Source organism: Marinibacterium sp. SX1, from assembly GCF_050389775.1.
GTDB lineage: Bacteria > Pseudomonadota > Alphaproteobacteria > Rhodobacterales > Rhodobacteraceae > Marinibacterium.
In genome coordinates, this window is record NZ_CP177144.1 from 2914767 (window position 1) to 2933982 (window position 19216).

At 67.4% G+C, this 19216-nt stretch carries 16 protein-coding genes; 6 read left to right on the forward strand and 10 right to left on the reverse strand.

The window, feature by feature from the left end; all coding sequences use genetic code 11:
- Positions 1–6 precede the first annotated feature (6 nt).
- Both ACK3BB_RS13165 and ACK3BB_RS13170 read left to right on the forward strand, forming a co-directional pair.
- Positions 7–1215, forward strand: coding sequence for an alpha-D-ribose 1-methylphosphonate 5-triphosphate diphosphatase (locus ACK3BB_RS13165; RefSeq protein ID WP_428925100.1), 1209 nt, complete (start codon positions 7–9; stop codon positions 1213–1215).
- Entirely contained in the window at positions 1205–1981 is a 777-nt protein-coding gene (locus tag ACK3BB_RS13170; protein ID WP_428925101.1) for a class I SAM-dependent methyltransferase, read from the forward strand. Before ACK3BB_RS13165 ends, ACK3BB_RS13170 begins: the two co-directional genes overlap by 11 nt.
- Before the next feature lie 177 nt (positions 1982–2158).
- On the opposite strand, the gene ACK3BB_RS13175 is transcribed toward ACK3BB_RS13170, so the two are convergent.
- From ACK3BB_RS13175 to ACK3BB_RS13200, 6 genes are all read right to left on the reverse strand, one after another.
- Complete coding sequence (locus ACK3BB_RS13175; protein ID WP_428925102.1) at positions 2159–2665, reverse strand: AAA family ATPase; 507 nt, start codon at positions 2663–2665, stop codon at positions 2159–2161.
- 10 nt (positions 2666–2675) lie between these two features.
- Positions 2676–3602 carry a phosphonate ABC transporter, permease protein PhnE gene (gene phnE, locus ACK3BB_RS13180; protein ID WP_428925103.1) on the reverse strand — a complete coding sequence of 309 codons (927 nt, stop codon included), beginning with the start codon at positions 3600–3602 and terminating at the stop codon, positions 2676–2678.
- A gap of 13 nt (positions 3603–3615) precedes the next feature.
- On the reverse strand, positions 3616–4557 hold the full coding sequence (phnE, locus tag ACK3BB_RS13185) for a phosphonate ABC transporter, permease protein PhnE (protein WP_428925104.1): 942 nt from the start codon (positions 4555–4557) through the stop codon (positions 3616–3618).
- Between the two features lie 123 nt (positions 4558–4680).
- The gene (phnD, locus tag ACK3BB_RS13190) at positions 4681–5598 is read right to left on the reverse strand and encodes a phosphate/phosphite/phosphonate ABC transporter substrate-binding protein (RefSeq protein WP_428925105.1); all 918 of its coding nucleotides are present in this window, start codon (positions 5596–5598) and stop codon (positions 4681–4683) included.
- A gap of 37 nt (positions 5599–5635) precedes the next feature.
- A complete protein-coding gene (gene phnC / locus ACK3BB_RS13195) occupies positions 5636–6442 on the reverse strand; it encodes a phosphonate ABC transporter ATP-binding protein (protein ID WP_428925106.1) in 807 nt (268 codons plus the stop codon).
- A gap of 159 nt (positions 6443–6601) precedes the next feature.
- Positions 6602–7756 carry an alpha-D-ribose 1-methylphosphonate 5-triphosphate diphosphatase gene (locus tag ACK3BB_RS13200; RefSeq protein WP_428925107.1) on the reverse strand — a complete coding sequence of 385 codons (1155 nt, stop codon included), beginning with the start codon at positions 7754–7756 and terminating at the stop codon, positions 6602–6604.
- Positions 7757–8724: 968 nt separating this feature from the next.
- Between ACK3BB_RS13200 and ACK3BB_RS13205 the strand changes: the two genes are divergently transcribed.
- Positions 8725–11331: a Hint domain-containing protein gene (locus ACK3BB_RS13205; protein WP_428925108.1), complete on the forward strand. Its 2607-nt coding sequence runs from the start codon at positions 8725–8727 to the stop codon at positions 11329–11331.
- Positions 11332–11676: 345 nt separating this feature from the next.
- Here the strand turns inward: ACK3BB_RS13205 and ACK3BB_RS13210 are convergent, their stop codons facing one another.
- Together ACK3BB_RS13210 and ACK3BB_RS13215 are read right to left on the reverse strand one after the other, a co-directional pair.
- Positions 11677–12288: a nucleotidyltransferase family protein gene (locus ACK3BB_RS13210; protein WP_428925109.1), complete on the reverse strand. Its 612-nt coding sequence runs from the start codon at positions 12286–12288 to the stop codon at positions 11677–11679.
- A complete protein-coding gene (locus ACK3BB_RS13215; protein ID WP_428925110.1) occupies positions 12285–14693 on the reverse strand; it encodes a GcvT family protein in 2409 nt (802 codons plus the stop codon). The genes ACK3BB_RS13210 and ACK3BB_RS13215 overlap by 4 nt, the downstream gene beginning before the upstream one ends.
- Positions 14694–14804: 111 nt before the next feature.
- Here ACK3BB_RS13215 and ACK3BB_RS13220 point away from each other — a divergent pair, with 111 nt between their 5' ends.
- Positions 14805–16007 carry a DUF2254 domain-containing protein gene (locus ACK3BB_RS13220; RefSeq protein ID WP_428925111.1) on the forward strand — a complete coding sequence of 401 codons (1203 nt, stop codon included), beginning with the start codon at positions 14805–14807 and terminating at the stop codon, positions 16005–16007.
- Between the two features lie 9 nt (positions 16008–16016).
- Here ACK3BB_RS13220 and ACK3BB_RS13225 read toward each other — a convergent pair whose 3' ends face one another.
- Positions 16017–16400: a winged helix-turn-helix transcriptional regulator gene (locus tag ACK3BB_RS13225; protein WP_428925112.1), complete on the reverse strand. Its 384-nt coding sequence runs from the start codon at positions 16398–16400 to the stop codon at positions 16017–16019.
- Between the two features lie 215 nt (positions 16401–16615).
- Between ACK3BB_RS13225 and ACK3BB_RS13230 the strand changes: the two genes are divergently transcribed.
- Both ACK3BB_RS13230 and ACK3BB_RS13235 read left to right on the forward strand, forming a co-directional pair.
- On the forward strand, positions 16616–17200 hold the full coding sequence (locus tag ACK3BB_RS13230) for an NADPH-dependent FMN reductase (RefSeq protein WP_428925113.1): 585 nt from the start codon (positions 16616–16618) through the stop codon (positions 17198–17200).
- Between the two features lie 299 nt (positions 17201–17499).
- Entirely contained in the window at positions 17500–17769 is a 270-nt protein-coding gene (locus ACK3BB_RS13235; RefSeq protein ID WP_428925114.1) for a hypothetical protein, read from the forward strand.
- A 106-nt stretch (positions 17770–17875) separates the two neighbouring features.
- On the opposite strand, the gene ACK3BB_RS13240 is transcribed toward ACK3BB_RS13235, so the two are convergent.
- Complete coding sequence (locus tag ACK3BB_RS13240; RefSeq protein WP_428925115.1) at positions 17876–19183, reverse strand: HlyC/CorC family transporter; 1308 nt, start codon at positions 19181–19183, stop codon at positions 17876–17878.
- Positions 19184–19216: the final 33 nt, after the last annotated feature.

Genomic DNA, 19216 nt, shown 5'->3' on the forward strand with positions numbered 1-19216 from the left:
CTGGCCATGATCTTCAAGGGTGTGACGCTGATCCTGGAGCACGGGATCGAGACGGGAGACCTGCGCATCGAGGCTGGCCGCATTGTCGAGATCGGCACCGGCCTTGTCGGTGAGAGCCATCCCGGGGCCACCGGGCTGGTGCTGGCCCCGGCGCTGATCGACGTGCATGGCGATGCCTTCGAGCGCCAGGTCATGCCCCGGCCCAACGTGTTCTTCCCGCTCGAAGCCGCGCTGATCGACACCGATCGCCAGCTGGCGGCCAATGGCATCGCCACGGCCTATCACGCGCTGACCCTGGGCTGGGAGCCGGGCCTGCGCGACGTCAACCGGGGCCTGTCGATGATCCGGGCGCTGAAGGCCCTGGCGCCGCAGCTGCTGGTGGAAAACCGCATCCAGCTGCGCTGGGAGACCTTTGCCTTTGATGCCCTGCCGGTGATGCAGGAAGCCCTGGCCGGCCCGCTGACCCCGGCCATTGCCTTCAACGACCACACGTCGATGAGCATGCGCCCCCACGACATGGCCATCCAGGACCGGGCCTTTGAACATTCTCCCGCATTCGAGAGCGCGGCGCTGGACGATCCGCGGTTGCGGGCGCGATGTGCCAAGCATGCCCAGCGGTCGGGCCTGTCGCAGGAGGCTTATGTCGACCTGTTGTCCCGGATCTGGGACAGAAGGGAGAATGTCCCGGATATGATCGGCCGGGTGGCCGCGATGGGCCGGGACGGGGGTGCGGCGATGCTCAGCCACGACGACACAAGGGCCGAAACCCGCGCCTGGTACCGGGCGCACGGAGTGAGCGTGTCGGAATTCCCGATGACCCGCGAGGCGGCCGAAGCGGCAAGGATGGGTGGCGATCTGATCGTCTTTGGCGCGCCCAACGCGGTGCGCGGGGGCAGCCATATCGGATCGCTCGGGGCCGGTGACATGGTCGAGGACGGGCTCTGCGATGTGCTGGCCTCGGATTATTTCTACCCCGCGATGCTGGCCGGGGTGGCACGGATGGAAGACGAACGGCGGGCCGCGCGACACAAGCTGTGGCAGCTGGTCTCGGCCGGGCCGGCCCGGGCGATGGGGCTGGCGGATCGGGGGCGGCTGGCCGTGGAGCTGCGGGCCGACCTGGTGCTGCTGGACTGGCCCGAGGGTGGCGCGCCCAGGGTCCGCGAGACCTGGGTGGCGGGCCGGCCAGCCTATCGCGCGGTTCCACATGGAGGGTAATGCCGAGCGGTTCGACGGGCTGGCCGAGGCCTATGACGCCTATCGCCGGCCCTATCCGGATGCGGTGTTCCGCGAGCTGGCCGAGCGGGTGCCGGCGGGGGCGCATTTTGCCGTGGATGTCGGGGCCGGGACGGGGATCGCCACCGAGGGGCTGCTGGATTACCTGCCGGCCGCGTGGATGGTGATCGGGGTCGAGCCGGGCACCGACATGCGCCGGGTGTTGGGCCGGCGCCTGCGGGACCGGCCGAATTTCCAGGCCAACCCCGGCACGGCCGAGGCAATCCGCCTGCCGGATGGCTGCGCGGGGCTGGTCACGGCTTTCACGGCGCTGCACTGGTTCGACCGGCCGGCCTTTCTGGCCGAGGCGCGACGGCTCATGTGCCCGGGCGGGCTGTTGGCGATCTGCCGGAACCGGCGGTTGGGCGAAGGCGTCGTGGCCGCGGTGGACAGGTTGGTCGAAGAGCAATCGGAGATGCTGCGCGACATGGGCCGCTGGGAGGCGGCCAAGCGGCCGGAGACGGGGATGCTGGAGGGGGACGCGGGATGGTGTGTCCTTGATGTAAGACATTATCCCTTGAGTGAGACACTGACGGCCAGAGATCTGCTGGATCTCTACCTGACCCGGTCGGTGGTGCAGGACGTGGTGCGGGCGATCGGCTTGCGGGCCTTTCGCGACCGGTTCGAGGCGATCTGCCGGGCGCATCACGGGGACGGGGCCTTCGCGATGCGCTGGGAAACGACGCTGGTGATGGCGCGGGTCGATTAGTCCGTCGGCAGGGCGGCCAGGGCGATGGGCGCATTCGGCGATCGATGCCCAAAGTCGCCCGGACATGATCGGACAACCGCCTTCATCATGGCGCCGACCTCGGTCCCGGCGCCCAGGTCGCGACCGACGAAGCAGGGGGCGGGGATTTGCCCGTGTGGGCCTTGGATCCGGGTCCGCTCATGTCAGGCGGTCCAGGTAGGTGTTGACGTCGCGCGGCCGGCGAAAGCGGCGGCGGGGGATGTGGGCCGCGTCAAAGACCCGGTGGGCCCGGGCGCGGCTGGACCGGTTCGATGTCCAGATGAAACGGATGAAGCCGGGCAGGTTGGACAGCTGTTCGGGACAGCCCTGCTGCATGTCGGGGCGCACCTGGCCGAGATCGCGCAGCGACCGGCGGATCACCCGCCACAGGCGCAGGCCCATCGGCAGGTCGAGCCAGATCAGCAGGTCGGCCCGGGCCAGCCGGTCTTCGTAGCTGGAGGAATGACCGCCCTCGAAGACCCAGCGATCCCCGGCGATGACCTGGCGGACCAGGACCATCTTGTCGGCCGCGTCGCGCTCGACCCAGCCGGGGTGCCAGTGGATGTGATCCATGTGGTGGACGGGCAGGTCCAGCCGGTCGGCCAGGGCCCGGGCCAGGGTGCTCTTGCCCGATCCCGGGCTGCCGATGATCATGATCCGCTGCATGGCCCCCGGTCTAGCGCGGGCCCGACCAATCGCCAATCATGGCCTTGCGGATCTTTGCCGACAGCCAGTCGATGACATAGACCATGGCGATGATCAGGAAGATGATCGACCAGGCCTCGTCCCATTTGTAGGCCGCGATGCGGTCGGACAGCAGAAAGCCGATGCCCCCGGCTCCGACGATGCCCAGGATCGTGCCCGACCGGACGTTGGATTCGAAATTGTAGAGCAGGATCGACACATGCACCGGCAGGACCTGGGGCAGGATGCCGTAACGGATGGATTGCAGCCGCGATCCGCCCGAGGCCGTGACGCCGTCGACCGGCCGCGACGAGGTGTTTTCCAGCGCTTCCGAGAAGAGCTTGGCGAAGGTGCCGATCTCGGAGACGGTGATGGCCAGGATGCCGGCCAGTGGGCCCAGGCCGAAGGCGCGGATGAAGATCAGGGCGAGGATCAGGGTCTCGAAGGCGCGGATGACGTCATAGCCCCGGCGGATGGTCATGCGGAACCAGAAGATGCGGTTGATCGTGCTGGCGCCGAGGAAGCTGAGCGGAAAGGCGATCAGCGCGCCCAGCACGGTGCCCAGGAAGGCCATCGACAGGGTTTCGCCCAGGCCCTTGAGGATCTCGGACCATTCGGCCCAGGTCTGCCACAGGTGCGGGGGGAACATGAACGACAGCACCCGGCCGAACCGGCCCAGCCCGTCGATGATGCGCGCCGGGGTGATGGCGAAATCGACGAGGCACCAGGCGAAGAGCCCGGCGAACAGCGCCCAGAGCGCGGCCCGGCGCAGGCGGTGGGGCAGCGGCGCGCCAAAGGCCCGGGGCGTGGCCCTTCGGGCGGCGGCGACCTGGTCGGGGGTGATGGCCGCAAGGGACGGGATGGTCGTGCTGGTCGGGGCGCGGGGACCGGCGGGGCCGGTGGCGGGTGATACGGTCATGCGGGCGAAACGGTCATGGGCGGGGCTCCAGGCCGATGATGCGGTGGCGCAGTTTCTCGGAGCCGTAATCGATGGCGATGACGGTCACGAGGATGATCAGGAAGAGGGCCGACAGATCGGTGTATTCCTGAAAGGACATGGCGGTGCGGAATTCCTGGCCCAGCCCGCCGGCCCCGACATAGCCGATGATCGACGAGGCGCGGACGTTGATTTCGAAGCGCAGCAGCGTGTAGCTGACGATGTTGGGCAGGACCTGGGGCACGGCGCCATAGCGGATCTGGTCGAACCAGGTGCCGCCGGCGGCCTTGATGCCGTCGAGCGGGCCCATGTCGATGTTCTCGTTGACCTCGGAATAGAGCTTGCCCAGGGCGCCGGTGGCATGCAGGCCGATGGCCATGACCCCGGCCATCGGGCCGACCGAGAAGCAATAGACGAAGATCAGAGCCCAGACGATGTCGGGCACGGTGCGGGCGATTTCCAGGTAGCGGCGCGAAAACCACAGGACCCAGCGGTTGGGCGCCAGGTTGCGCGCGGCCGGGAAGGACAGGACAAAGCCGCCGATCACGCCCAGCGTGGTGGCCATGAAGGCGATGAGCAGGGTTTCCAGCAGCAGCCGGGCCCAGGTCTGCCAGCGCCAGAACCAGTTGGCCAGGTCGGCGCCCAGGCTGTCCCAGCGCAGGGTCGGGATGGTCTGGGCGATGTAATCGCCCAGCCGGGGAATGCCGGCGGGGATGATCCAGCGCCAGTCGCGGCTGCCGTCGGGCAGGGTGACCTGGGTGACCAGGAAGAAATCGCCAAGCCAGGAGGTCAGGGCGAAGAGCGCCAGGAAGAGAGCCGTGCCAAGCGCCCAGGCGCGGCGGCTGCGCCGGCGGAGCGCAGCGTAATCGGCCTCGAACCGGGCGATGTCGCCGGTGGCGGGCAGGGCGGTGGACGGCGGGTCGGTCAGGCTGGTCATGGGGTGATCCGTCGAGGTGTCGGCGGCAGGGTGACGACAGCGACGCATAAAAGGCGGCGGGGTGAACCCCGCCCTACACGATGCCTGTAGGGCGGGGCTTGCCCCGCCACGCCGAAGGGCGCCTCAGGACCCGCGGCGCTGTTTCTTGATCCAGGCGCGCATGTCGACGATCCACTGGTAGCGGTCGTGATCCACGCGGGTAAAGCCGGCTTCCGGGTTCGGATCGTCTGCCGAGAAGGACGAGTACAGCGCATAGCCCTCGGGATCGTCCGTCGGGAAGGACTCGATCGCGGCGGTGACCTCTTCGATCATCTCGGGCGGCAGGTTGTTGCGGAAGGTCCAGGGACCTGAGGTGATCTCGGGGCTTTCCCAGATCTTGCAGATCACGCCGGCATCGATCATGCCCTTGGCTTCCATCCGCTGGTAGATCCCGTCGGCATCGTTGTTCTGATAGGTCGAGGCCGTGTCGAACGTGCCCTGGTACACCCCCTGCACATCGGCCTCGTGGCTGCCGCCGAAGGTCACCGTGCCGAAGTACTCCTCGGGCTTGAACCCTTCGCGGGTGATCATGTTGTAATAGGGCACGGCGTAGCCCGAGGTGCTGTCGGGATCGGCGAAGGCATGCACCTTGCCCCTGGCATCGGCCAGGCTGTCGATTCCGCTGTCACAGCGCGACACGACGATGGAATAATAACCCGTCGTGCCATCCTGGCGGATCGCCGTCAGCGTCGGCACCACGCCGCCGTCGGTGGCGGTGTAAACGGCCGCATAAGACGACGAGCCGAAGCGCGCGACCTCGATCTGGTCGGCGGCCATGGCCTGGATCACCCCGTCGTAATTGCCGGCGGTAAAGATCTCGACCTCGACGCCCAGCGTGTCCTGCAGGTAGACGCGCAGCGGCTCGTTGCGCATCAGCCGGTCCTTTTCGTTCTCGCCCGACAGGATGCCGAACTTGATGATCTGGTAATCGTCCTTCCAGCCCTCGGCCAGGGCCGGGGCGGCAATCAGCGCGGCAAGCGCGGTGGTGGTCAGGAAACGCATGTGTCTATCCCCCAGGGTTGGCGTTTCGAAGGCGCGGTCAGGCCGGAACCCGCAGCCGCGCTGCGGTGGATGTCACCGCCTCGTTGAATTCGGCCAGCCCGTCGGTGCCGTAGATGTCGCGCACGACCCCGTCGGTCAGCTGGGTGGCGGTGCCGTCAAACATCACCCGGCCGGCGCGCATGGCGATGATCCGGTCGCAATAGGCCCGGGCGGTATCCAGCGTGTGCAGGTTGACCAGCACGGTGATGCCATCGACCCGGTTGATCGCCTTGAGCCCGTCCATCACCCGCGTGGCATTGGCCGGATCGAGCGAGGCGATGGGCTCGTCGGCCAGCATGATCCGGGGCCGCTGGACCAGGGCCTTGGCGATGGCCACGCGCTGCTGCTGGCCGCCCGACAGCGTGCCGGCCCGTTGCAGGGCCTGGGGCACCAGGTCGAGCCGGTCGAGCGCCATCAGGGCCATCGTCCGTTCGGCATCGGAAAAGCGCATGGCCATGGACGACAGGAAGCCATGGTCGGCCAGCCGCCCGACCAGCACGTTGGTCAGCACGTCCAGCCGGTCGACCAGGTTGAACTGCTGGAAGATCATCGCGCAATCGCGCCGCCAGTGGCGCAGGGCCCGGCCCTTCAGGGCGGTGACATCGACCCCATCAAAGGTGATCCGGCCTTCGGTCGGCTCGGCCAGCCGGTTGATCAGCCGCAGCAGCGTCGACTTGCCCGCGCCGGACCGGCCGATGATGCCCACGAACTGGCCCTGGCGGATGTCCAGCGACACGCGGTCGACGGCGCGGGTCTGGCCGAAATGGCGGCTGATGCCGTCGAGGGTCAGTGTGGCGCTCTGCATGCCCGGCCTCCGGTTTGCTGATGCGCAACGGGGTAGGCCGGGCGGGTGACAGGCAGGTGTCGGCCCGATGAAAAGGGCCGTCACAATCGGGCTGAGGGCGTCATCCTGTTGTTACATGGCCGGGTGCCCGGGGCCGGCGGGGTGCCCCGGGGCCGCCTGTCACAGCCGCAGCGTGCCGTCGAAATGCACCAGCCGGCCGGCCGACCAGGCCGCGACGCAGCGCCCCGAGGACTCGGGGTCGAAGACGGCCAGGTCGGCGCGCAGGCCCGGTTCGATCCGCCCGCGATCGGCCAGGCCAAGCGCCCGGGCGGGGGTGTCGGTGGCCATGGCCACGGCCCCGGCCAGCCCGCGCGGATCGGTCTCGGCCAGGATCAGCAGGGCAGGCATCAGCGCGGCCGGGTGGTAATCGGCGGCCAGGATGTCGAGATGGCCGGCGGCATGGGCCTGGCGGGCCGAGAGATTGCCCGAATAGCTTTGACCGCGCAGGGCATTGGGCGCGCCCATGGCGGTGACCAGCCCATGGGCCCGGCAGGCCGCGGCGGCCTCGTCCGACACCGGGAATTCGCTGATCCGCACGCCCAGCCCGGCCATCAGCGCGACCTTCTCCGGCGTGTCGTCGTCATGGCTGGCCATCGGCACGCCCGAGCGTGCACAGAGCGCCGCGATCTCCTGCAGCGTGGTGGCAATGACCTCGGCGGGCTGGGTCCGGTCGGCGATCTTTTCGGCCACCAGCTGTTCGGCCTCGTCCTGGGCGATGCCCCGCATGTAGGCCAGCTGGGCAGCATAGCGTTCGATATCGCGATACTGGCCCTGTCCCGGGGTGTGATCCATCAGCGAGACCAGGTCGACGGTGCCATCCTCGATCAGCGCCTCGACCACGGCCAGCGCATCCTGGAAGGTGATGTCGAACCGGGCATGCACCCGGTGATCGATCCGTAGCCGCGCCCGGGCGGCATCCAGAGCGCGGATCACGTCGGAGGTATGGTCGAAACTGCGCCGCTGGCCCTTGCCGGCCCCGGCGGTGAAGGACACGGCCGCATAGGCCGTTGTCACCCCGGCCGCCGCCAGCCGCAGGTCCAGCGCGTTCAATGCGACCTCGGTGGGGAAATGCACCTGGGCGCGGGGCTCCAGCTCCTGTTCGATCATGTCGCCGTGCATGTCGATCAGCCCCGGCGTCAGCAACAGGCCCTGGCAATCGATCGCCGCGCCGTCGACCGGCTCTTCGGTGATCTCCTCGATGCGGCCGTCGGCCATGCGCAGGGCGCCGGTATAGACCCGGTCGGGCCCGACCAGCGTTGCATTCATCAGCCACATGGGCATGTCCTTTCGTTGTCATCCGGGCGGCCGCGGACGCGGTGCCCCTGGTGCGGCCGTGCCTTGGCCGGCCCATCCCCGTCATTCCCCGGCGCAATCTCGCACGGGTCCGGGGATCGGGCCTAGAGCCGGAGTGCAACAGATCCGTGACGCTTGGCCCGGTGTCCGGCGATCCGGGCCGGGTGCCGCATCGTTGCGCGGGCGGTGCATCGGCCCAGGGGTCAACGCGGGCGGGGCCGGAGGCGTTCCGCAGGCGCCCGACAGCCGGGGCAACGGCGCGTGCCATGATTCCGCCTTGATTCTGCGGGGCAGCATTTTGAGGGCGCCGTAAATTCCCGAAAACAGGGGGAATTGAACGGGATTGGTGAACAATGCAGGCTAAGTTGCGGGTATTTATCCTTCGTGGGGCGCAGTAAGTTAACCAAGCAATCAGATTGAGACCCGCGTGTCCGAGGCGAGAGGCAGGGCGATGCAATCGTCGCTATGTTCAGGCGGTACATGTTGTAAAACAAATGGTTAGTGGTCATTCATGAAGTGTCACATGAGCATGTTAACCACTGCCCCTTGGTCATAAGCGCCTTTCTCCTCATGCGTGTGCGACGAATGATGGCAATTTTGCGTCTTTTTTCGCTTTGTTCTCCGGAATTGCGGCGGTAATCAGATGCCAGCCCAACTGGGGGGCAATCTGCTGGTCGCGGGGGCGGCCATACGTGACGGCACCGTGTTTCGGTGCTCTGGGGAAAACATGGATCGGTCGGCGATCCGGCGTGGGGCCGGATGTGCCGTCATATCGGGGATCGGCCTCACCGGTCTCTGACGGCGTTCGCCTGTGCGGACATCGGCCGATATCGTCGTGCGCAGCATGCGCACCCCGGCACGTCGGCCGCGGATCAGTCGAAATGCCCTTGGGGGGCTTCTGCCTGTCGATTTTGGCGGGCCGGTACGCAAGTACCGCCAAGGAGTGAACGATGACGCATACGACGCCGCCGACCATGGCCGAAGACTTCGAGAACACCTATTCGGCGAACCTTGTGGGCCTGTGGGAATTTACCCTCGGCAACAGTGACGACACGCTTTACGACCACGTGGCCGATGACACCGGGCTGGACGATGGCATCGCCCAGAACGGCAGCTTTCACGGTGCCTGGGTCACCGACAACGAGCTGGTCACCCACGGCGGCAGCTACTTCCAGGTCAATGGCCAGGACGCGCCCTTTGACCTCGACGAGGGCACGATCGTCCTGGAATTCACCCAGGCCGGCCACAACGGCGATTGCGACAACACGCTGGTCAGCCGGGGCGAATATGCCGACCGCTACGACGAGGGGTTCCTGGATATCCGGGTGACCGCCGATGGCGCGGTCGAGGTCCAGCACGTGTCCGGCGGCACCGAGATCTGCGTGTCGACCTCGGACGGGATGTTCGATGCGGGCGACGACGTGCAGGTGTTCTATTCCTGGTCGGAAAGCGACGGCGGCGCGCTGAAGGTGGTCAATGCCACCGACGGCACCGAGGAAACCATCGAGATCGCCTCGGGCCTGTCGATGGATATCGGCGACAACGACAACCAGTCCTTTACCTTCGGCGCCCGCGAATATGACGACGGCTGCTATGACCAGGGCTTTGTCGGCTACATGGATTACGTGGCCGTGCTGGACGGTGACGTGATCGGCGAAGGCGACGGCGTGGTCGAAGGCACCACCGGCGATGACGTGATCGACCTGGCCTATGACGGCGATCCCGACGGCGACATGATCGACAATGGCGATGCGATCCAGCCCGGCGCGGGCCCGGACGACGACATCGTCGAGGCCGGCGACGGCAATGACACGGTCCTGGCCGGCCAAGGCGACGACCAGGTCTATGCCGGCGGCGGCAATGACATCGTGTCGGGCGGGGCCGGCAACGACGTGATCTATGGTGACAGCACCTATGCGGGCGGGGCGACCGGCTCGGTCCGCGAGGTCTTTGAATGGTCCGAGGCGCCCGATCCCAACGGCCCGGCCCCGATCGAGGACGGCGACCGGATCAGCGGGTTCACCCAGAACACCGGCAGCGTCGATGTCACCTTCAAGGTTCTCAATGCCGACCACGGGGTGACCAACAGCTACGACAACATCACCCAGGCCACCGCCGGCATCGACGATGACGGCAACGGGGTGAATGCCAACAGCTCGTTCCAATCGGTGCTGAACGGCGACCACAATGATGCCGACTACCGCCTGTCCTTCTCGGACGAGGTCGACAACGTGTCGTTCCGCATCAACGACCTGGATGGCGACGGGGTGGTCAAGGTCACGGCCTATGATGCCGACAACAACCCGGTCGAGATCACGCTGACCGTGGGCTCGAACCTCAGGCTGACCGATACCGACACGGTCACCGGCGGCGACACGGCCCAGCAAAGCGGGCATCACGAGAATTATGCCAATCCCGATCACCTGCCCAACTCGGTGCTGGTCGAGATCGAAGGCCCGGTCTCGCGGATCGAGATCGCCCATGACCAGAACGGCCATGACAATTCGGGCATCAACATCACCGATGTCTATTTCGATGCGGCCAGCCCCGAAGGCGCGGGCGACGATCTGCTCTATGGCGCCGAGGGCGACGACACGATCTATGGCGAGGGCGGCAACGACCTGATCGCCGGGGGTGACGGCAGCGACACGGTGTCGGGCGGCGATGGCAACGACATCATTTCCGGCGACAACGATCACGCCAACGACGGGGCCGACCGGCTGTCGGGCGATTACGGCGATGACACCTTCGTCAATATCGGCGCGGGCGACGTGATCGACGGGGGCGAAGACCCCGACGACGGCGACACCGACACGCTGGATCTCAGCGGCGCGGCCGAAGCGGTGAACCCGGGCGGCTCGCTCAAGGTCAATTATGCCGATGGCGACCCCGAAGCGGGCACCGTGCATTTCTATGACAAGGACGGCCAGGAAACCGGCACGGCGTCGTTCAGCAACATCGAGAAGGTGGTGATCTGTTTCACGCCCGGCACGCTGATCGCCACGCCGCGCGGGGAAAAGCCCGTCGAGTCGCTGCAGGTCGGCGACCGGGTGATCACCCGCGACAACGGCATCCAGGAAATCCGCTGGCTGGGTCAGCGCCAGCTGGACGCGATGGACCTGGCCCGCGCGCGGCACATGCGGCCGGTGCTGATCCGCAAGGGATCGCTGGGCAATGGCCTGCCGGAACGCGACATGATGCTCAGCCCCAACCACCGGGTGTTGGTGGCCAATGACAAGACCGCGCTTTACTTCGACGAAAGCGAAGTGCTGGTGGCGGCCAAGCACCTGACCGGACTGCCGGGGGTGGATATCGTCGATGTGAACCAGACGACCTACCTGCACATGATGTTCGACCACCACGAGGTCGTGCTGTCGGACGGGGCCTGGACCGAAAGCTTTCAGCCGGGCGATTATTCGCTGGCCGGGATCGGCAATGCGCAACGCACCGAGATCTTTGAACTGTTCCCCGAGCTGGAAACCGAAGCCGGGCTGGACGAGTATCAATCGGCCCGGCGCGCGCTGAAGAAACACGAGGTGCGCGTGCTCTTTTCCTGACCTGCCGTGGGTCGCGGCGCATGGTGATCATGGTCGTGGGCGTCACGGTCATCAGGTGCGCGCCTAGTATGGCGCAGTGGCCCGGGGTCCTGCGCGGAATGTGAGGTGTGATGATCCGGGGGTTGCCCGGACGGCGCGTGTCAATCGGTGGGGCACACCGCCAAGCGCGCGGTAAGGCAGGGCGGGGTCTTCGGCGCCGCGCGTCATTCCGGTGTCACGCTGCAAGGCAGACAGCACCCGTTGTCACGCCGAGATCCAGGCACCACCGAGTGTCACGCCGAGAGCCAGGCACCACCCGGTGTCACGCCAACAGGCAGGCCCCGGTGCCGCACCCCATGGCAGGCATCACCCGGTGTCACCCCGTTCGGCGCGCCATGCGGCCCAGGCTTCGGGGGTGTCCAGGTCGGCGCGGGCGCGCTGGCCGGGCAGGGGCACCAGGCAGACATCTTTCCCGGCGGCAGCTACAACCGACCGTCCGCCTTCGTCACCGGCGAGGGCGGCAAGATCCGGGAACAATGGCGCGGCAAAGACGATGGGATGGCCGGGGGCGCCGTCCTGCGTCGTGCCGCGCCATACTTTATTTCCAGGCGTCCGGACGACCTCTGCCAGCACCGTCCGCAGATCGTCGGCCGTCAACTCGGGCAGATCGGCCAGCAGGACCATGACCGCCGGGCTGTCGGCGGGCAGGGCGGCCACGCCGGTGCGGATCGACGCGCCCATGCCTTCGGCCGCCTCGGCCACGGTCAGAGCGGTGACATCCAGCCCGGCCAGCGCCGCGTGGCGCGGATGGGGCGGGGCGGGCAGGGCAACGATGACCGGCCCGCGCGTGGCCTGGCGGGCGATGGCTGCCTGTCGGGCGACCAGCGGCACGCCGTCGATGCTTTCCATCAGCTTGTCGCGCCCACGCATGCGGCTGGAAGATCCGGCGGCAAGCAGCAGGATGGGCAGATCGCTCATCCGCGCATCCGCGTGCCATCGGGGTCAAAGAGCGGTCGGGTGATCAGCCGGGCCGGGCACATCCGGCCCAGGATCTCGATCTCGGCCTCGAGGCCCTCGCGGATGCGGTCGGTCGGCAGAAAGCCGATGGCCACGGATTGCCCGGAATGATGGGCATAGCCGCCCGACGTGCAGAACCCCTGAACCCGGCCATCGAGCCAGATCGGCTCATAGGCATTCACATCGGCATCCTCGGCGTCGACCACGAAACTGGCCAGCCGCCGCGCGGGGCCGGCCGTCCGGTCGGCCTCGGCCGCGGCCCGGCCGATGAACGGGGCGGGCTTGGACCAGGCAATGAACCGGTCCATCCCGGTCTCTGCCGGGGTGTAATCGGGCGAATATTCCCGCATCCAGCTGCCGAACCCCTTGTCCAGCCGCAGCGACATCATCGCCCGCATGCCGAAGGGCGCCATGCCCAGCGGCTGGCCGGCGGCCCAAAGCACGTCCCAGAGATGGCGCTGGACCATCGGGTCGCAATAGATCTCGTAGCCCAGATCGCCGGTATAGCTGACCCGCTGCACGATGCAGGAGGCCATGCCCAGGGTCATGGGCGCCACGTCGAGAAAGCCCAGGGTCTCGACCGGATAGGACGTGCAGGCGGCCAGCACCTCGCGCGCGCGGGGGCCGGCGATCTGGAAACCGGTGCGCCGGTCTGAGATGTTGTCGATCTGCACGTCGCCTTCCAGGTGGTCGCGGAACCAGCGCATGTGAAAGGCCTGGGCCCCGTAAGAGGCCGTCAGCTGGAACGTCTCCTCGTCCAGGCAGGAGATCGTGAAATCGCCGATCAGCCGGCCGCGTTCGGACAGCATCGGCGTCAGCGCCACCCGGCCCGGCCGGGGCACCCGCCCGGCCATCACCCGGTCCAGCCAGTCCCGCGCGCCCGGGCCGGTCACGGCATATTTGCCGAAGTTCTGCAGTTCGTTGATGCCCACAGCCCCGCGCACGGCGGCAACCTCGCGGGCGGTGGCGGCAAAGGCGTTCGACCGCCGGAAGGAAGGCGTTTCAAAGCGCGGCTCGTCGCCCCTGGCAAAATAGTTCACCACCTCCAGCCCGTATTGCGCGCCCCAGACCGCGCCCATGCCATCGAAGAGATCATGCATCGGCGTGCGCCGCATCCCCCGGGCGGCGGGCAGTTCCTCGTTGGGATAGGAGACCGAGAAGCGTTTCTGATAGTTCTCGATGACCTTGGGCACGGTGTATCCCGGCGTCGTCCAATGGCCGAACCGGGCGACATCCATGGCAAAGACATCGCGTTCCGGCTCGCCTTCGATCATCCATTGCGCCAGCGTCAGGCCAACCCCGCCACCCTGGGAAAACCCGGCCATCACCGCGCAGGCCGACCAGTAATTGCGCAGCCCCGGCACCGGGCCGACCAGCGGGTTGCCATCGGGCGCAAAGGTGAAGGGCCCATGGATCACCGATTTCACGCCGGCCCGTTCCAGCACCGGGAACCGCCGGTAGGCAAAGGCGATCGACGCTTCGATCTTGTCGAAATCGTCGGGCAGCAGCTCGTGGCCGAAGGTCCAGGGCGTGCCGTCGACGGCCCAAGGCCGGCAGGGCTGTTCGTAGAAACCGATGCACAAGCCGCGGCCTTCCTGGCGCAGATAGCTTTCGCCGGCCGGGTCCATGACATGGGGATGTTCGCTGCCGCTGTCGTAGATTTCGGGGATGTCGTCGGTCACGATGTACTGGTGCGCCATGGGCAGCAGCGGCAGGTAGATCCCGGCCATCGCCGCCACCTCGCGCGCCCAGAGCCCGCCGGCATTGACCACGTGCTCGGCATGGATCGTGCCCTTGTCGGTCACTACGTCCCAGGTGCCATCGGCCCGGGGGGTGGTCTCGATCACCTTGCAATGGGTTTCGATCGTCGCCCCGGCCATGCGCGCGGCCCTGGCATAGGCATGGGTCGTGCCCGACGGGTCGAGATGGCCGTCCAGCGGATCGTAGAGCGCGCCGATGATGCCGTCGAGATTGGTGATCGGCGAGATCCGGGCGATCTCGTCTGGCCCGATGATCTCGGTGTCCAGTCCCATGAACCGGTGCTTGGCCCGTTCGGCCACCAGCATGTCGAACCGGTCGCGGTTGTCCGCCAGGGTGATGCCGCCGACGTGATGCAGCCCGCAGCTCAGCCCGGTGATCTCTTCCAGCTCGCGGTAAAGCCGGATCGTGTAGCCCTGCAGGGCGGCCATGTTGGTGTCGCCATTCAGCGTGTGGAACCCGCCCGCCGCATGCCAGGTGGAACCCGAGGTCAGCTCGGACCGTTCCAGCAACAGGACATCCGACCAGCCCAGCTTGGTCAGGTGGTACAGAACCGACGCGCCGACGACGCCGCCGCCGATGACCGCGACACGGGTGGTTGTCTTCATGGACAGGTTCCTTCAGCTTGGCGCGGAAACTGTCGGCCCGCCATGGGCCGGAAACAAGCCGAAACGCGACGCCCGGCGTCGTTTTCAGCCAAGGGAAAGGAACCTCGGCCCATGGTGCGATCGGTTCTGCGCATGTTGGGGCAGGTGCTGCGGCGGCTGGCCACGCGGGTTCTGCTGATTGCCTCGCTGGCATTGGTGGCCCTGGCCGCGTCGGTCTTTGTCGGTCCGGTGGTGCCGGACTGGCTGGTCGAACGGCTGGGCGTGGATTCCCTGGATACGATCCTGAACATCCTGGCCTCGTCGATGCTGACGGTCACGACCTTCTCGCTGTCGATCCTGACCGGCGCGATCCAGTTCGCCTCGTCGTCGGTCACCCCCCGGTCGCGGCTGGTGCTGCGCGACGATGCGCTGACCAACATGGTGCTGGCCAATTTCGTCGGGGCCTTTGTCTTTGCCCTCTTGGGCATCATCCTGCGGGCCACGCCGTTCATGGGCGAGGCCGAGAGCGCGCTGCTGTTCCTGCTGACCGTTGCGGTGATTGCCGTGGTCATCGTGTCGATCCTGCGCTGGATCGATCACCTGGCCCGGCTGGGCGCGATGGACGAAACGGTGGCCGTGTTCGAAACAACCGCCCTGCGCGTGATGCAGGGATTCAACGCCCGGCCGGCCCTGGGCGGCCACGTGGTCAGCCGCGAGGATATCGACGCGCAATCGGATCATCCGGCGCTGACGGCGGCGGCGTCCGGCTACGTGGAACAGATCTTCGAAGACGCCCTGCAGGATGCGGCCAGGGACGCCGGGGTCGATCTGTATGTTGCCGTGCGGCCGGGCGATTACGTCGTGCCGGGCATGCCGCTGGCCTGGATGGTCGGCGGGGCGCCGACCGGCGGCCAGGCCGACAGCCTGCGCGGCGGTTTCCGCATCACGACCAACCGGCTCTTCGAACAGGATCCCCGGCTCTGTGTCATCGTGCTGACCGAAGTGGCCAGCCGGGCCCTGTCGCCGGGCATCAACGATCCGCAGACGGCCATCGACGTGGTCCACCGGCTCAGCGCCATCCTGCTGCATTGTGCCCCCGACCTGTCCCGCGGGCCCGACGAGATCACCAATGACCGGCTCTACATGGCCCCGACCGACCCTGATGCCTTCTTTCGCGCGACATTCGACGTCATCGCCCGCGACGGCCAGGACAAGGCCGAGATCGGCGGCGCAGTGGACGCCGCGCTGGACCGGCTGGAGGGCTTCGGCAACGACCGCGTGCGCGCGGCCGCCCGGGCCTGCCGCGCCCGCCTGCAGGATCGGCCACGCGGCTGACGGCCAGGCTCAGGCGGCCGCGCTGTCTTCCTCGCCGGCGGCAAAGCGCGCCTGGGCCGCGGCCACGGCGCCTTCGTTCGACACCGCCCATGTGGTCAGCGCCAGCAGCGGGTCCATCAGCGTCTCGCCCAGGTCGGTCAGCGCGTAATCGACGCGCGGCGGGATCGACGGCGTGACCTTGCGCGCCACCAGCCCGTTGCGCTCCAGCTCGCGCAGGCAGGCGGTCAGCGATTTCTGGGTCACCCCGCCGACCGACCGGCGCAGGTCGGAAAACCTGTGCGGCCCGCGCGACAGGTGCAGCACGACGATGACCGACCATTTCGAACCAACCGTCTGCAACAGGTTGCGCACGGCGGGGCAGCGCGGATCGCCATGGCGGGGCAATGGTTTCATCAAGGATACCTCGGTTTCGGGAACGTGCCGTCTTGTGGCGCGTTACTGGGACGTTATCTAGGCGTCGGTATCATATGGATACCACGGTTTCCGACGGCAACCAAGGTGCGACCACCGGACAGCCCAAGGATGACACCCCGCCGCGCGGCCCCGATCAGGAGGAGGGACCGGCCCGCCGCGCCGGCAGAAGAATGACAGGACCAGGAGAAGCAACCATGTCCCTCAAGCTCAAGATCATCATCGGCTCCACCCGTCCGGGCCGCATGGGCCCCATCGTCGCCGATTGGGTCGCCGAGGCCGCCGCGGCCCATGCCGGCTTTGACGCCGAACTCGTCGACCTCGCCGCGCTCGACCTGCCGCTGCTGGACGAGCCGAACCACCCGGCCGCCCAGGATTACCAGAAAGACCACACCAAGGCCTTCTCGGCGATCATCGACGATGCCGATGCCTTCATCTTCGTCACCCCGGAATACGACGGCTTCCCGCCGGCGGCCGTGGTCAACGCACTGCAGCTGCTGGTCAAGGAATGGGCCTACAAGCCCGCCGGCACCGTGGCCTATGGCGGCATCTCGGGCGGCCTGCGCTCGGCCCAGGAACTGCGCCAGCTGATCGGCAACCTCAACATGGTCGCCCTGAACGCTGTCGTGCCCGTGCCTTTCCACTGGGAAAAGATCGAAGACGGCAAGCTGGTCGCCAATGACCCGATGAAAGACGGCCTGTCCGGCCTGCTGGACGAGCTGCAGAAATGGGGCGACACTCTCAAGCCGCTGCACGCCGCCGAGGTCGCAGCCGCCGCCTGATCCGGCCAACCCCCGAGGCCGCGCCGCATCCCATGGCGCGCCTCACCCCGCACCTAAATCCGCCGGGCGGCCACCCGTCGCCTCCCTCCGGCATGGGCCCTGTCCCCCATCTTCTTCTTGGCCCAAATACCCGACGCGCCGTGATCCAAAGGCGCCTCGCCCCTCAATTCCGCACCACGGCACCACTTGCCCAAGCGCGCCGCCACCCGCTAATGGTTAACAATTCGTAAACCCCGGCTCGTAAACCCCGGCGCCGACCTCACGCGCCGCCCGTCCGTCGACCATTACCGAGTACACCCATGTCCGCCATCTCCCGCCGTGTCGCCGCCACCCTCGTGGCCCTGGTCACCGCCACCGCACCGATCGCCCTGTCCGCCCAGGCGGCCCCCGGCCTGTCTCCGGCGCCCTGGGCCGCCACGCTCTCCGATCGCCTCCTGTCGCTGGGCCATGCCCCCGGCGTCGCCCAGTCCTGCTGCAAGACCTGCCGCAAGGGCAAGGCCTGCGGCGATTCCTGCATTTCCAAGACCAAGTCCTGCCACAAGGGGTCGGGCTGCGCCTGCAACGGCTGAACCGGGCGCCCGAACGCAAGACAGGGGCACGTGGCCCCTGTCTCAATCCCGACTACATCTCCGGCACATCACCATCCGCAGGCCCCACACCGGGCCGCATCACCCCTCAGAGCGGCCGGATCTTCAGCTGCGTCACCCGGTTCCCCTCGCGCCCGGTCACTTCGAACCGGAAGCCGTGGAAGGAAAACACCTGGCCCACCACCGGGATCGTCTGGGCCTCGTGGATCACCAGCCCGGCCACGGTGTTGGCCTCTTCGTCGGGCAGCACCCAGTCGGTCGCCCGGTTGAGGTCGCGGATCGTCATCGCCCCGTCGATCAGGTACTGGCCGTCCTCGCTGCGATCGATCTGCGCCTCGACCTCGGCATCGAACTCGTCGGTGATCTCGCCCACGATCTCTTCCAGGATGTCTTCCAGCGTGATCAGCCCGCGCAGGCTGCCGTATTCGTCGACCACCAGCGCAAAATGCGTCCTCAGCCGCAGGAACTCGCGCATCTGGTCGTCCAGCGTGGTCGTCTCGGGCACGAAATAGGGCGGCGTGGCCACGGCCGTCACGTCGAAATCCGACAGCTCGCCCCGGCCGCCATCCGGCCCGCCGATCAGCGCATGCATCGCCCGGCTCAGGTCCTTGGCATGGATCACCCCGATGATGTTCTCCTGCTCGTCGCGAAAGACCGGCAGCCGCGTATGCGGGCTCTTCAGCGCCTGGTCCAGGATCGCCTCGGGCTCCTGCGCGGCATCGATCATCTCGATGCCCGAACGGTGCAGCATGATCTCTTCGACAAAGCGCTCGCCCAGGTCCAGCGCGCCCAGGATCCGGTCGCGGTCTTCCTTCTCGACGACCCCTTCCGAATGGCCCAGGTGCAGCGCCCCGGCGATTTCCTCGCGCACGGCCAGCACGTGGCTGTCGGGGTCGATGCGCACGCCAAAGACCCGCAGCACCCCGCGCACCAGCACCCGCACGGCCTGCACCACCGGCGAGAACACCAGGATCACCAGCCGGATCACCGGCGCCACGGCCGCGGCGGCCGTCTCGGCATTGGTTATCGCATAGGTCTTGGGCAGGACCTCGGCAAAGATCAGCACCATCAGCGTCATGACCAGCGTGGCCAGCGCCACGCCGCCTTCGCCGAACAGCTTGGTGAACAGCGCCGTGGCCAGCGACGTGGCCAGGATGTTGACCAGGTTGTTGCCCAGCAGCACCGACCCGATCAGCCGTTCGTTGTCCTCGGTCACGTCCAGCGCAACCTGCGCCCCGTGGGCGCCCTTGTCGGCCTGGCTGCGCAGCTTGCCCCGCGAGGCCGCCGTCAGCGCGGTTTCCGAACCCGAAAAGAAGGCCGAGAAGACGAGCAGCAGCAAGATGCCGCCCGCGGTCAGCCAGAAAGCGGTGTCGAGCACCGGATCACCTGTCTCCATTGTCCCGAATATCTTGTTTCACCGGATGGTTAT

What these genes read in the sequence shown, in the direction of transcription:
- ACK3BB_RS13165 (WP_428925100.1), top strand. Translation starts at nt 7, where the DNA reads ATGATCTTCAAGGGTGTGACGCTGATCCTGGAGCACGGGATCGAGACG.
- ACK3BB_RS13170 (WP_428925101.1), top strand. Translation starts at nt 1,205, where the DNA reads ATGGAGGGTAATGCCGAGCGGTTCGACGGGCTGGCCGAGGCCTATGAC.
- ACK3BB_RS13175 (WP_428925102.1), bottom strand. Translation starts at nt 2,665, where the DNA reads ATGCAGCGGATCATGATCATCGGCAGCCCGGGATCGGGCAAGAGCACC.
- phnE (WP_428925103.1), bottom strand. Translation starts at nt 3,602, where the DNA reads ATGACCGTATCACCCGCCACCGGCCCCGCCGGTCCCCGCGCCCCGACC.
- phnE (WP_428925104.1), bottom strand. Translation starts at nt 4,557, where the DNA reads ATGACCAGCCTGACCGACCCGCCGTCCACCGCCCTGCCCGCCACCGGC.
- phnD (WP_428925105.1), bottom strand. Translation starts at nt 5,598, where the DNA reads ATGCGTTTCCTGACCACCACCGCGCTTGCCGCGCTGATTGCCGCCCCG.
- phnC (WP_428925106.1), bottom strand. Translation starts at nt 6,442, where the DNA reads ATGCAGAGCGCCACACTGACCCTCGACGGCATCAGCCGCCATTTCGGC.
- ACK3BB_RS13200 (WP_428925107.1), bottom strand. Translation starts at nt 7,756, where the DNA reads ATGTGGCTGATGAATGCAACGCTGGTCGGGCCCGACCGGGTCTATACC.
- ACK3BB_RS13205 (WP_428925108.1), top strand. Translation starts at nt 8,725, where the DNA reads ATGACGCATACGACGCCGCCGACCATGGCCGAAGACTTCGAGAACACC.
- ACK3BB_RS13210 (WP_428925109.1), bottom strand. Translation starts at nt 12,288, where the DNA reads ATGAGCGATCTGCCCATCCTGCTGCTTGCCGCCGGATCTTCCAGCCGC.
- ACK3BB_RS13215 (WP_428925110.1), bottom strand. Translation starts at nt 14,693, where the DNA reads ATGAAGACAACCACCCGTGTCGCGGTCATCGGCGGCGGCGTCGTCGGC.
- ACK3BB_RS13220 (WP_428925111.1), top strand. Translation starts at nt 14,805, where the DNA reads ATGGTGCGATCGGTTCTGCGCATGTTGGGGCAGGTGCTGCGGCGGCTG.
- ACK3BB_RS13225 (WP_428925112.1), bottom strand. Translation starts at nt 16,400, where the DNA reads ATGAAACCATTGCCCCGCCATGGCGATCCGCGCTGCCCCGCCGTGCGC.
- ACK3BB_RS13230 (WP_428925113.1), top strand. Translation starts at nt 16,616, where the DNA reads ATGTCCCTCAAGCTCAAGATCATCATCGGCTCCACCCGTCCGGGCCGC.
- ACK3BB_RS13235 (WP_428925114.1), top strand. Translation starts at nt 17,500, where the DNA reads ATGTCCGCCATCTCCCGCCGTGTCGCCGCCACCCTCGTGGCCCTGGTC.
- ACK3BB_RS13240 (WP_428925115.1), bottom strand. Translation starts at nt 19,183, where the DNA reads ATGGAGACAGGTGATCCGGTGCTCGACACCGCTTTCTGGCTGACCGCG.